Genomic DNA, 15,485 nt, shown 5'->3' on the forward strand with positions numbered 1-15,485 from the left:
TTTAAAACTCCAACTCATCCAGTGACTCATCCGGTAACGCTGATAATTCAGCCGAGAGTTCCTCTTGAGAAACAATTTGCTTAATCAGTTGAGCAAGCGATCGTAATTCACTTCGCTCAAATATATTTTTAATTTGCAGTTCAACATTAAATAATCTTTTTATTTCAGAAATTAATCTCATTGCCAATAAGCTTTGGCCACCCAAATCCAAAAAGTGTGAGTTAGCGCCTATCCTGCTTAAATCCACCCTCAATAATTCCGACCATATTTCAGCCAAAGAACATTCGAGATCATCTATCAGAGGTTCTAGGCTAACTTGCTCGATTCCAAAGTCAGGTAGAGATTCCGTGTCGATTTTTCCATTTTTGGTAAGTGGGAGATTTTTCAAGAAGATGTATGTACTTGGCAACATATATCGAGGAAGAATTTGTGAAGCTCTGGACTTCAATTGCTCTAAAGTGATTGTTTCATCCGCAACAACATAAGCACCTATTCTTTTATCTTTATTAGCCTCATCAATTACTTGACTGTAACAAGATCGTATACCAGCGAGACCAGCAATAGCCTCTTCAATCTCACCCAAATCAACTCTAAACCCATGCACCTTCAACTGACGATCATAACGACCAAGGAAGATAAGGTTTCCATCATTTTGATAACGTACTAGATCACCCGTTCGATACATCAATTTATTGAGCCACGGGGACTTGACAAAAACTTCAGTAGTTTTTAAGGGCTGGTTATAATAGCCTGGTGAAATACTCGGTCCAGACAAGCACAGCTCACCAACACAACCAGGCAGCACGGGCTTCAGTCCTTCATCAAGGATATAAGTGCTTATATGTGGCAGAGGTTTACCGATTGGAATTCCTAATGGAAACTCTTGGTCTTCGTGTATCTCATAGGATGTTGCAACCACTGTACATTCGGTTGGACCATAAGTATTTATGATTTTTACCTGTCCTTTAAAATACTGATTCCATCGATTGAGGGCTGGCAAAGACATTGCCTCACCACCCAGTACAATAGTTTTTAGCTCTGGCAAACTTGGGATATCATCATTGCCCATTTCTCGAACTAGATAATGCCAATAGGCAGTTGGCAGGCTAACAAAAGATATTTCTTTTCTTTGTAAATACTCCCAAAAATATACCCCGCCAGAAAGTATCTCTTCATCTCTCAGAACCAGGCAATTTCCACCTGATATAGCTAGGCAAAATTCTTCAACGAAGATATCAAAAGAGGGGGATGAGAACTGGAGAACTCTTTCATTCTCACCGAGACTATAGCTTTTTCGTGCCGAATCAAGATAGCTTGACAGGTTTCCCTGCGTAGTCATAACTCCTTTGGGTTTACCTGAAGAACCAGAGGTATAACAAATATAGGCTAAGGATTCAGGCTCAGCCCTGGAATCAAAGCTAAAGCTCTTTTGCTGACTATTAATAATGTCAGCGGCCTTCATACCATCAATAGATAGTATAGATAAATCTGGAAATCTGTCTTTATATTCGTTAAGAGTAAGTACTTTACTTAACTTTGCATCAGAAGAAATCGCCTTAATCCGTTCTAGTGGGTATTCACTGTCAATTGGCAGGTATGTTGCTCCTATTTTCCAAAGAGCCAATATAGCAATAACTAGCTCCTGAGATCTTGGCAGACATATGCCAACAACATCTCCTGCAACTATCCTATTAGTTGTTAAAAAGTTAGCAAATTGATTAGCTTTGTTATCGAGCTCTTGATAGGTCAACACAAAATCATCAGCGCCCATTAATGCTAGTTTATTTGGTTCTGAGTATACACACTGGTGAAATTGCTCAATTACACTCTTCAGAGACTTGGATTTTTTTTCTTTTGAACCCCAATATTCCAAACAAGAAAGGTCATCCTCTGAAATGGTGTTCAAATCCACTAAGGACATATTTGGGGAATCTATAAAGGACTGTATAAGATGAGAAAAACGTTTTGAAAAACTAACTATTGTAGACTTATCAAAGATATCTTTATTATACTCCCATCCAAGCATTAACCCATCATCGACTTCAATTATACTCAAAGTGATATCAAGCTTGCTTAGTGGAAGTTCAGGATTTATATATTTAGATTCCAAATTGGGAGCAGAAAAACAACCATTATCATTGCTCTGCAGAATTAGCATAACCTGGAATAGTGCAGAATAACTCATATCGTTATCGACACCTAAAGATGATATCAACTTCTCAATCGGAACTTGCTGATGAGAGAATGCATCCAGCACTAACTCTCTACTTTGCTCTAAAATATCAATAAAACTTAGAGTACTATTGATACGTGAACGAAGAATTAAAGTGTTCAAGAAATACCCAATAAGTGGGTTTAGATCATCTTTCTCCCTGCCCGCAGTTGGCGTCCCTATCACTACATCATTTTGATTACCGTGGAGATGTATTAAGATTGCAAAAACAGCATGTAGCCCCATAAATAAAGTGGCATTATTTTCACGGCAGGTTTGAACAAATAACGACTTTAATTCGGCACTTATTTGACTGCGATATACTCCTCCATGATACGACTGTATTGCTGGCCTTGACCTATCGAGTGGAAGGTTATGTATCTCCGGTATACCCTCCAATTGCTCTACCCAATAACTTACCTGGCTAAGATATTCAGGGCTCTCAATTTGTTTTTTTTGCCAGTGGGCATAATCTGAATACTGTATGCGTAATGGAGGAAGCTCCACTCTATCTCCAGATAGATACGCATTATAATAGTGGTTTAATTCATTTAGCATCACTCCCATCGACCAGCCATCACTGACTATATGATGCATGCTATAAATTAAAATATGCTTCTTCTCAGATATCTTAATAAGCTTTACGCGCAGCATTTGATCTGCTTCCAGGTCAAATACTATTTTGCATTCAAGTTTAAATATGGAATCAAGCTTGGAATCTAGTGTTCCATCAGATATCCCGCTTAAGTCAACTTCGTTTATTTTAAAGGAATCCGAGCGCTTAACCACCTGATAAAAGAAGTCGTCTTCATTAAAAAAGTTTGTATGTAGTGAACCATGTCGCTCATAAATCTTCTGAAAAGACCACTTTATTGCGTCCTTTATCAGCTCACCTTGGATCTCTTGGGCACCAATCATATTGAACAGAGATAGCCCGGGCTGCATTTTATCGATAATAATCAGTCGCTGCTGTTGAAGAGTCACAGGTGCAAGCTGATTATTGCTAGTTATACCCAACCTAATGTAGTGAGCAATTATCTCTTCTTTTGTTTCTTTGAGTTTAAACTTTATTTCCGAAGTAATTTCATCCTTGTTACCCCGAACCCGAAGCTGCCCATCATCCAAGCTTATAATAATTCTTTGTTCTTTTAACTGAATCAGAAAATTAAACAGGCTCACAACTCAAACTCCTCTATGCTCTCTGCAGATTCCATTTCTATCGACGAAAGATTTTGTATTCTTTTAACATCGGAAAGCTTTGTAGATTTATCACTTTGTATACTTTCAATATATGCAGATAAGTTTGACAAACTACTTAACTCAAATATCTTCTTCAGGGAAATAGTAATGGAGAAAACCCTCTCAATAGAATTCACTAATTTTATTGCCAAGATCGAGTGTCCCCCCAGTGCAAAGAAGCTATCATTTACACCTATATCATCGAGTTTCAGCCGTAGCAGTTGTGCCCAAATTTTTGCCAGTTCAATTTCTATGTTTGTAGCAGGGGCTATATATTCTGCCGCATCTATAATCGATGGTATTGGCAGAGCATTTTTGTCTAGTTTGCCATTTATAGTTAAAGGTAACTTCCCTATAACTGAATAGGCAACAGGCAACATATATGAAGGTAATCTTGAGGCTAATTCAGATTGAATGATACGAATATATTCATCATTATCGACCTCGCTATTTAAGCAAATATATGCAACAAGTTGGCCAGGAAATTCATCCCTAGTGACTACAGCTGCTGCTTCAATTTCATGCATGCCCAATAATATGGATTCGATTTCACCTAGTTCTATTCGAAACCCTCGCAATTTAACTTGCTCATCAATACGACCTAGGAATTCGAGCTTACCATCAGCAAGTTGGCGTACCATATCACCAGTTCGATAGAGTTTTTCGCCAGTACAAATCGGATTATCTATAAATCGCAATGCATTTTGCTCGGGGCAACCGTGATAGCCTCTAGCCAATCCTAACCCGCCGATATAAAGCTCACCAACGGCTCCCGGTGGCACAGATCGCTGCATATCATCAAGTACATAACAATAGGTGTTAGCTATAGGTCTTCCAATAGTTAGCTTATTTTCTGTTCCGGTATACCGCTCTCTGACAGCCGTTACTGTACATTCAGTGGGGCCATACAAATTGAAGAATTTACGTCCCTGAGACCAATATTGTACAGTTTTAAGTGGACAAACCTCACCTCCAACACCAATCATCTTTAACGATGGGAGTTGCTGCTCTTCCTCAGCGGCAAGAACTGCTGCCGGAAGGATAGCGTGAGTGAGCTCATGTTCCTTAATAAATGTAGTGACACTTGAGTGAGTATTAGCCAGATAGATAGCTGCTCCAGAATTTAATCCACTAAACAGTACGCTAGTTGCAGGATCAAAATTGAACGACATGCAATGCAAGATTCGATCTCCAGCACCTAACTCATAATCAAGTATTTCAAATTCATTTACATTCAATAAACTACGGTGCTCAACCATTACTCCTTTAGGAGTACCAGTCGAGCCGGAGGTGTAGATCAAATAAGCTAAGTGGTGGCTATTATATAAGCTCAGTGGCTCTTCGTTAGGAAATTCTGATAAGGTGTATTCATCCAGCCAGATTATGCTGGTCAAGCTACCTTTTAGCACCTCCTTACTATGACTCTCACCCAATATTAATTTAACCCCACTGTCTTCGAGCATGAATGCTAATCGAGTATTAGGATATGCAGGATCTAGCGGCACATACGCACCTCCTGCCTTTAGAGTAGCAAGTAATGCGATAATTAAACTGGGGCCTCTTTCAAGACACAGCCCCACCCTATCCTCCGGACCTATGCCTTTTTTACGTAGTAAATGGGCTAACTTATTAGACTGGGTATTCAATTCTCCGTAACTGATTGACTGACCTTCCCATATAAGCGCTGGTAAATCCGGTTGTCGTTTAGCTATTTTCTCAAACTTGCTTTGAACTGGTCCTTCAGGTAACGACATTTCATTACCCTTCAAGATATTTTCCGCCGCTGAATCAATAAGCGGTAGATCTATAAGTCGACTGTTCTTGTGTGTAGGAAGACTAACCAACAGCCTTAAAAGCTGTTTAGCTAATTGCAGAATATGATCTTCCTTAAATAGTGCACTGTTATAGATAAGTTCAAATTCAATTCCTGATTTATTTTCACAAACATTTAGACAGAGCTCGAATTTTGCCTGTATCAGTCTGCGCTCTAACTCACAGACAGTTAAGCTAGGTAATTGAAGCGCAACTTTGTCTGTATTATCCATCGTGAACAAAATCTGAAACAATGGGCTATATTGTGTACTGCGCTCCGGGTTGAGACGCTCTACTAAGTGCTCAAATGGTATATCTTGGTTGTCCTGGGCTTCTAAATTTACTCGCTTAATCTGTTCTAAATAGCAAGGTAAATCTTGCTCTAGATCACAGTCAACACGCAAAACTAATGTATTAACAAAAAAGCCTATCATCCTTTCTAGATCTTTATTCCGACGTCCTGCTACAGGAGTACCAACAACAATATCTTGTTGATTGCTATGTCTAGCAACTATTAAAGAAAAGGCAGCGTGGATAAGCATAAATAGAGTTACATCCTGCTCAAGAGCAAATGCCTTTAGCATCTCACTCTCAGCTTCCTTTAGACTCAGTGATGCCTTCGCACCTTTTTGCCCTATTTTACTGGGGCGAGGAAAGTCCAAAGGCAGGTTATGAACAGGAGGAAGATCTTTAAGCTGCTTATCCCAATACCCTAGCTGGCTAAGGAAATTTTCTTCAGAAGACTGCTGTAATTGCCAATGAGCGAAATCTTCATACTGAAATGATAAGGGAGATATGTAATTTTTTTTATTTAATAAAACTGACTCATATTGTAAGGAAAACTCTTCCAGCAAAATCCCAACAGACCAACCATCCGATGCAATATGATGCATACTTATGAATAGAATACCTTCACTATCTTTAATTCGGATAAAACCCGCTCGTAGCATTAAGTCAGATGACAAATTAAAGGATTGAGTTTCTTCACTCTCCAAAAGACGTTCAATTTCGGAATTCTGTTTTTCCCCATTCACCCCCCTAATATCCATGTGTCGAAGGTGGAAAGATTCCGCCTCTTTTACATATGGTTCAACACCTTGGCCATTATCTATAAAGACGGTACGCAAGCTATGATGACGTGAAATAATACGGAAAAATGCTTCTTCGGCAGCTAATTCAGAAAAATTCCCCTGCACTAGAAAAGCACCTGACAAGTTATATTGACTGCTTTCCCCTTCTAAACTGTCTATAAACCACAGACGTTGCTGGGAAAAGGACAGTTTCTTACGACCTTCCGATAAAGAAATAATATTGTGGTGCGTTATTTTTTGCTTTGAAGAGCTAATTCGCTCAGCCTGTTCTGATAGCTCAGCATATTCAAATACCTCTCGTATTTCTAATTCAACATCAAATTCATTGCGCACAGCAGTTGCGAGACGTACTGATAGCAATGAGTGCCCTCCCAGGGCAAAGAAATGTGCATTGCGACCTATTTTGCTTATCGGTATTCGCAACAAGTCAGCCCAAATTTTCACAAGTCTAAGCTGAATATCTCCTTGAGGGGGTTTATAGTCTGATCCAGTTGGTGCGCGCTCTGGCTGAGGAAGTGATTTTCTATCCACCTTTCCATTGGCGGTCAGAGGGATTTGATCAAGCTCCATATAAAATGAAGGCTGCATGTACTCTGGTAACCTTTCTCTAAGATACTGCCTCACATCATCCAAAGAAGTTTCATTTTGTCCTTTGTCAAGACAAACATAAGCAACCAGGTATGTATCCTCCAAGTCATTTGAGCACATATTGACGACAGCCGATTTTACTTTTCCAAGTGTTAATATCTGCTGTTCTATTTCTCCTGGCTCTATACGAAACCCGCGAACTTTAACCTGATCATCAATCCGCCCGAGGTATTCAATTTCATCGCCAGCAATTCTTCGAGCCAAGTCGCCAGTTTTATAGAGCCGTATATCTGGAATAAGTGGGTGCTTACAAAATCGCTCTGAAGTCAATACATCTCTGTTAAGGTATCCTCGCGATACTCCATTCCCCCCCACATACATTTCTCCTATTGCACCAGGAGGCAATACATTCATTGAACGATCAAAGATATACAGCCTTAAATCACTAATAGGTGACCCAATTAAACTACCTTGCGCACTTTCGATATCTTTAGTTCTTATTATCCGGCTAGTGACATGAACAGTCGTTTCAGTAATGCCATACATATTCACCAGCTGTGGAGAAGTATCGCCACGATGAGAAACCCACGGCTTTAAGGCCGCCAGATTTAATGCCTCGCCACCAAAAATGACAAAGCGAAGGAATAAGCGGCTTCTATGGGCCTCATCAATGTGCGCCAGTTGATAAAAGGATCCCGGAGTCTGGTTCAGAACAGTGACTTGCTCCTTAATTAGTAACCTGTAGAGATCATCATAAGAGCGAGATGTCTCTTGAGAAACAATGACTAACCGTCCTCCATGGCTTAGCGCTCCCCAAATTTCCCATACCGAAAAGTCAAATGCATAGGAGTGGCACATTGTCCAAACATCATTTGGGCAGAACTGAAACTGCTCATTTGTCGAATTAAATAATCGAACAACATTACCATGCTCAACTAAAACTCCCTTTGGTAGGCCTGTTGAACCTGACGTATAGATAACATAAGCAAGGGATTCCGGTTTCAACTCACTTGTATCAAGATTCTCTTTAGAGCAGTTGTGCAATTCTTCCTGAACTTTGCATGAATCGATCCTAATTATGTCGAGATCAGCGATTTCCTGATCCAGGGGAATATCTTGATCCGAAATAATTATTTTAAGCCCGCTGTCTTTAATAATATGCTTGACACGGACATTAGGGTAATTAGGATCTATAGGTACGTAGGCGGCACTAGCTTTTAAGATAGCCAGTAACGTCACAACCATATCGGTTGAACGCTCTAAGTAAACTCCAATCAATACTTCTGCGTTTGCCCCACGCTCTTTTAAGTAGCGGGCCAACTGATTAGCTCGTGTATTTAGCTCAAGGTAGGTAAGCTGATTTCCTCCACAAGTTAAAGCAATCTCATCTCTTCGAAATTCCACCTGCTTCTCAATTAGGTGATGGATACAGTGTTGAGCTCGATATCCAAGAGGTACAGTAGTTTTACTAAATATAGATTTAAGTTGATCTTCTTTTGTTAGAAGAGTCAAAGAAGATAGTGTAATTTCAGAACCCTGGCACATCGTAATAAGCAGATTCTGATAATGCTCTAAGATACTTTTTGCTAGTTCATCATCAATTTTATCTTGGTGATATTTTAATCTAAACGTAATTTCATCACCCATCGTTACCACTAGCGCAAGTCCATAATTGGTTTCCTCGAAACTTTTTGCTTCGATTAATTGGATTTCTCTAGCGCTTTCATCTTTAAATAGACTAGATGTTATGGGGTAGTTTTCAACTACAACTATGCTGTCAAATAGGGATTTTGCACTGTTTAAATTTGCCGCTTGTAAAATTTCAGATAGGGAAAGGTAGCTATACTGTTCTCTTTTAATATGTGCGGATTGCAACTCTCTTAGCCATACCCCCAATTTCTGATCGTCTGCTAACCCTACACGACTAGGTATAGTATTTAGCAAAGGACCTACAATGTTTTCCACACCTGTTAAATCCGCAGGTCGCCCAGATACCGTTACTCCAAAGATAACTTCCTCTTCATTACTATAGCGGCTCAGTAAAAGAGCCCAAGCTCCTTGAATAAGGGTGCTAAAGGTCACCCGACAACTTTTCGCTAACTGGGATAGGTTTTGCACCTTTGATTCTGTTAATACCGAGTTAATTTCAAGTTTTCTATTTTCACATCTTGAAGATTTTAGATTTGGCAATGCCGTTGATGAATTTATACCTCCTAGCTCTTCCTTCCAGAAACGATTAGCAGATGCTTTGTCTTGGTAGGAAAGCCACTCTAGATAGACTTTATAGGTACATGAATTGCGATAAACTGAATCAATCTTCTCTGATAAATTTTGGTAATTTTCAACCAATCTATTGAGCATTAATGATGAAGACCATCCGTCACCGGTAGCATGGTGTTGCGTCCATAATAGCTGATATTGGTTCTTGCCTAAGTACCAAAAAGCAATACGTATTAGAGGAGCGACATCAATATCAAAACCTATAGATTTATCGCGTTTTCTGAACTCTTCGAGAAGCCTATTTTGTGATTCACTATCTAAACTTGAAAGATCCTCATACCTCCATGGCAAGATAGCCTCTGATTGGACCAGCTGGTATATCTCTCCATATTTATCTCTCATAAATTGGGTGCGAAGAATCCCTTCCTCATCAAGTAATTTCTGCCAAGCCTGCTGTATTTGAGTGGGATCTAAATTACCTTCCAGCTTTAATATTTTCTGACTTACATATGCCTCACTCTCCAAATAGCCATGAAATAGTAAGCCGCTTTGTGTGCCCGTTGCAGGATATAGATCTTCGATGTTATTAGATATTTGCCAATGATCTAACTGGTCTTGACTCAACTTGGCTGGATAATTCCCTTCCCCAAGTAAAGGGAAATCTGAAATCGTAAAGTACCCACCGGCTTTCTTGCAACAGTGATCTGTCACTTCCTCTATAGATTTACATATAAGCGCACATAAACTATTTATATTTTCTAAATCGTAATTATTGCCTAAAAATCGAAGCTCAAAAGTTAGCTTTCCCTTATTGATAAGCGCATTAAGAATTAGAGCGTGGGACTGCGGGCGCAAAGGGCTTACCATATCTCCGGGACAATCTAACATCGAAAAAACATGCTCGTTATTAACGACCTGATCAAACTGTCCTAGGTAATTAAACAATAATTCTGGTGTTGGTAAATTCTTAAGCTCTGGTATTTCACTCAAATACTTAAGCACGCCAAATCCAATACCCTTTTCTGGCACCGATCTAGAAGAATCTTTTGCAGAGAATATGTGACTCTCAATACTTTCACCATCAAAATTAATGGCGAGGGGATACTCTACAGTGAACCAACCAATCGTACGCGAGAGATCCAAATCGCTATTTAAACCCTCTCTACCATGACCTTCCAACGTTAGCGTTAAAGATTCCCGACCATCCCATCTATTAAAAGCTCTAGATAGAGCTGCCAAAAGTAACTCATCTGTTTTGGTATGGTATGCCTTATTTGATTCACCTATAAATTTTTCAGTACACTCTTCACTAATACTGAAATTTTTTATAGAAAATTCTTTCAGCGGTACTGGTTCTCTGGGTGATAGTCCACTGGTTTGTTCCAGCCAATATTGAACTTCGCTTTTCAATTTTTCAGAAGAGGCGTAACGATATAAATATTCGGACCACTTTTTATAAGATGTTGTTTTAGGGGGTAGATACAGCTCCAGACCCTGCCTAAATTGTCTGCTCAATTGCTCTATATCTCCCAGCAGAACCCGCCAAGACACACCATCAACCACACTGTGATGGGCAGTTAATAGCAATCGATTTAACCCAGCAGGCAAGATAAACAAAGCAGCCTTAAATAGCGGTCCGACAGTCAAATTAAAACTGCGCTGGAGCTTATTTACATGGTCTTCAATGTCGGGTTCTTCACATCTTATTACCTCAATGGATTCATATGCCAATTGTTCAGTATATGGTTTATATTTTGCTTGCCAAAGCTCTCCCTCTCGAGTAAACACGAGGCGCAAAGCATCATGACTGGCATAAAGCTTATCTACAACAAGATGTAACAAATCTATATCAAGCCACGCTGGAGAATCCAATAACAATGACTGGTTGTAGTGATTTAATTCTATCGATATTTCGAAGAAACGATGATGGATCGGCAACAGCTTAACTGTTCCTACTTCTTCCTTTTGTAGGTCAACTACTTCTATTTGCTCTATTTTGTCAGCAATATCTCTCAAACTTGGAGTATCGAATATATCTTTAACTTTAAATACCATCCCGACTTCACGTGCGCGTGACACACACTGAATGGCTAAAATCGAGTCACCACCCAACTCAAAAAAATTGTCGTTGATGCCGATTTCTTTAACACGAAGCCCGAACAAGTCTGCCCAAATTTTAGAAAGCTTATATTCAGCATCAGACTTTTTAAGTTTTTCAGCAGAAGTATTTTCATAGCTTTCTGGATCTGGAAGATTTTTACGATCAATTTTTCCATTTGACATTAGAGGTAAATTTTTCATCACACAATATTGTGATGGCAGCATGTATTGGGGTAATAACTTCTTAAGAGAGATATCTATTTCTTTAAGAAAATTGTCTTTTTGAGTGTTACTATTTAAAATTAGATATGCAACTAGTCGTGATCGACCATTAATTCCACAGTGTGTAACTACCGCAGCAATATCTACAGCTGGTAGATTGCTTATGGCCTTCTCAATCTCCTCTAACTCAATACGATAACCCCGTATTTTTACCTGATTATCCTTTCTGCCAACAAAAATGATATTCCCATCTGGCAGGAATCGCGCTAAATCACCTGTTTTATACAGCTTTGAGCCCGCGTGGCCTGACAACATATCTGGCTTAAATTTTTCAGCCGTTAATTTTGCCTGGCGATGATATCCTCGTCCGACACCATCTCCACCAATATAGAGTTCTCCCACCTCGCCAGTTGGTATGTGCTTACAATTATCATCCAATATATATGCAGTGCGGTTTGGTAATGGACGACCTATTGGGATTTGATCTGCAACTTCCTCACCACTTATTTGATAGGTAGTACATCCTATGGTCGTTTCTGTAGGACCGTAGTGATTAATGACATGGCATTTTTTTGTAAATACAAGCGATTGGATCTTATTGTACAGGCTTGGGGAAATGATCTCTCCCCCCAAGAAAAGCCAAGAACAGTCAAATTTATCCTTTAGCATTAGAGGGGTAAATAAGGCATCAAAGTGGCTAGGCGTGATCTTTAATAGGTCAATCCTACTTTTTATTAAATATTCACTTAGTTCATCACTCTGCATCACAATAGTTTTATCTAAGATGTAGATACAACCACCATTAACGAGGGACAAATATAAGGATGTATTACCAAGGTCTGTCGCTATACTTGAGAGCACCGCGTATCGCAGGCCCTTGGGAAGTAAATATCGAGAGCGGATTGCACTCAGATAGCTAGCTAATTGCGCATGCTCAGTCAATACACCCTTGGGACGTCCTGTAGAACCGGAGGTATATATCATATATACCAGATTCTCCGGCTTCGCTTCACAAGTTATCTCTGTATCTTTGTAAGATTTAAGTGCTTTCTCTACCTCTTGAGAATCAAGTACTAGTTGCTCTATTGCCTGGAATTTAAGCCTACTCGAAGTTTCCTGATCACATATTAATACTTTAATTTCGCTATCTTGGACAATAAACTCTACTCGATCTTCCGGAAAGTCCGGATCGATGGGGACATATGCTCCTCCAGCTTTGATCACTCCCAGTATTGCAACCAACATCTCAATTGAAGGAGATACGCAAATCCCCACAAAAAGTTCTGCACCTACTCCTAGATCCCGCAACATGCGGGACAGCTGATTAGTTCTAGCTTCCAATTCACCATAAGTTACACTAAGATCGCCACAAACCACTGCGAGGTCATCTTTATATTCGCCCGCGTGCTTAGAGAACTCTTCAACGATTGAGGTAACTGGAGGGAGCACAAAGGAATTTATTCCGCTATATTTATCTAAAAGCGAACGTTCAGCTGTTGAAATAAGATCTACTTCAGAAATCGACTTAGTTAGTAACTTAGGTACCTCCCCAGAGAGGCAAACCAACCTATCCAAAAGTTGTTTTGCGGCTTGATCGTCGTAAAAACCCAAATTATATTCCAACTGAAGCTCTAGCTCCTGCTCACCCCCAAAGTCAATTAAATTAATACTCAATGGGATCTGTGAGTATCCGCTAGTACAATAATTCGTGTATGCCTCAATGCCATCAAAGCTGGAGTTATAATCAATTTTCAGGTAATTGAAGTTTATATCATGTATACGCGATCGCGATTTTGCCGATAAATTGAGGTCCCGATTAAGGTGACTAATTGGGTATCTTTGGTGGCGAAAATCTTGTCTCTGTATGGCTGCGATTTCGCAGATGAGATTTTCTATGTTACTGAGAGGGTCAAAAAATAGCTTTAGTGGGGTGGTACTTGCAAACATACCAACTATTTTTTTATATCTTGCATTACCTCTATTGTGCACCGGCATCCCCAGTACAATTTCCTCTAATTGAAACACCCTAGAGAAATAAATATAAACTGCTGCAATCACCAACTGCTGCGGCGTTACACTTAATTTTTTTGCTACGCGCAATAGAGATTTACTACTTTCCTCAGGAAATTTCTGTGAAATCTTATTACTTGGTACTACCGAGCCAAATTTATATTCACCCTCAACTCGTCTTGATAACAATGGCTCAGGAATAGTGGAAAATTTTTTTAACCAGTAACTCTTGCTTTGTGAATACTTACTACTCGATTGATATTTTGCATCTTCAGCAACCGTGGGCAAAAATTGCTCAACATCAAACTGATAAGGCGTTATGGAGCTGTCGATTTTTGTCACACTATCTGAGTAAAGCCTTCCTAGCGCATGCAATATATTACTGCCCCCCCAACCATCCAGAACTAAATGGTGGCCAAACGTAATCAACCAGTGCTCCCTTTCACTTATTCGAATTATTTTCATTGCCACCAGGCAATCTTTCTCTATCGAAAATGGCGTTTCAAAAAGAGAGACTAAATATATATTTGCCGACTTCTCTGGATCATTATTACCTGTAAAGTCAATCAGCTCTAAATCGCAAGTTTCCCTTTCCGCAATAAACTGCACAGGCTGCCCATCGTGGACTTTAAAGTTGATCGAAAAGGCATCACATTCGTTGGAAACTTGTGAATATACAGCCTGAAGTAATGGAACATTCAGCTGTCCTCTCAGCACTGTATAGCCGCATATATTGTATAGAGGGCAATCTGGAAACTGTTGTTGGTGATAAAATACATCTAGCTGGGATGTGCTTAGCGGATAAAATATTTCTGACTGGGTACCCAATGAACCTCTCCTTGTCTTTCGGCCAGCACTTCGATAATTCATTACCTTTAGCGGCGTTGAGATGCCAACCATGTGACGATTTTATAATTATTTAGCTTTAAAAAATTGCGCATATTTGAATAGCTATTCGGAAATTTTGCAAGATAATTTCAAATTCTTTCTACAGACTTTTTTAAACCTCTATTTTTATGAGAAGTCCATAGAAAAACTGAGATACATATCCAGCAAATAAGGACAATTTTTTATTTATTAATACCGTTATGTCTCATGTGGTGAAGGCAGAACCTCTGCTCTGGCCCAAGCCCGCAAGTGATCAAGGAAAGTGAGTTGTCAAAGATAACTTATGAGGCAATAAAAACATTTGGATATATACTTTTTATAACTTTTCAGATTGACTGGAAAACAAAATCAATGAAAGTCACAAATGACCGATTAAATTTTTATCTCAACCTCAAAAGGGGTAAATACATCAAGTGGCAAAATGACTATAGCCAGTTATTGTTTTTTATTCCCCCCATGTAGCTCACCGCAAACCTATCCAATATATTTTTCGATGTATCAATTTAACATCGGCTGCTAAGTACCCACTTATTGAAGTCGACCTAAGTTAATACCTCTCTTGTATGCCTAACTCCCAACAGGTAGTAGGGGGAATACCCATAGAAAAAGTTGATTGTTTTTTACTCACACCCATACCATTGACCAGAAAACAGCCTATCTTAACCATCGCCGTGATTTACGGATCAAAAAAACAACAAATTTGCTATTGATTGATCTACTCACATAAATTCGCAAAAAAATGTTGACGCCATAAAGATTATCATTAAGATACGCAGCTCCTGACACGGGGTGGTTAGCTCAGTTGGGAGAGCGACGGCCTTACAAGCCGTAGGTCACAGGTTCGACCCCTGTACCACCCACCACTTCTCTTACTCTTGCCCGGCAAGAGCATCCAAGAGAAGCAGGAATGCGGACCGGTAGTTCAGTTGGTTAGAATGCCGGCCTGTCACGCCGGAGGTCGCGGGTTCGAGTCCCGTCCGGTCCGCCATATACAAAAAAGCCCTGCTCGCAAGAGCGGGGCTTTTTTTATATGGTCCCAGAAAATGGCGACCGAGTTCTTCAGCTTTCGCTGAGCCAAGGGAGTGCAACCCGGGCTTCAACTT

General features: G+C 39.7%; 2 protein-coding genes and 2 tRNA genes. 2 read left to right on the forward strand and 2 right to left on the reverse strand.

What is annotated here, in order from left to right; translation table 11 throughout:
- Window position 1 precedes the first annotated feature (1 nt).
- Together ACJJI6_RS09000 and ACJJI6_RS09005 are read right to left on the reverse strand one after the other, a co-directional pair.
- A complete protein-coding gene (locus tag ACJJI6_RS09000; RefSeq protein ID WP_475713180.1) occupies window positions 2-3,391 on the reverse strand; it encodes a non-ribosomal peptide synthetase in 3,390 nt (1,129 codons plus the stop codon).
- Window positions 3,388-14,322 (reverse strand): non-ribosomal peptide synthetase, encoded by a 10,935-nt coding sequence (locus ACJJI6_RS09005; RefSeq protein WP_475713181.1) that lies wholly within the window; start codon window positions 14,320-14,322, stop codon window positions 3,388-3,390. Before ACJJI6_RS09005 ends, ACJJI6_RS09000 begins: the two co-directional genes overlap by 4 nt.
- An 847-nt stretch (window positions 14,323-15,169) precedes the next feature.
- Between ACJJI6_RS09005 and ACJJI6_RS09010 the strand changes: the two genes are divergently transcribed.
- Window positions 15,170-15,245 (forward strand) — tRNA-Val (locus ACJJI6_RS09010).
- A 48-nt stretch (window positions 15,246-15,293) separates the two neighbouring features.
- Window positions 15,294-15,370 (forward strand) — tRNA-Asp (locus tag ACJJI6_RS09015).
- Window positions 15,371-15,485: the final 115 nt, after the last annotated feature.

This window comes from Microbulbifer maximicatervae (SeqCode) (assembly GCF_056232625.1).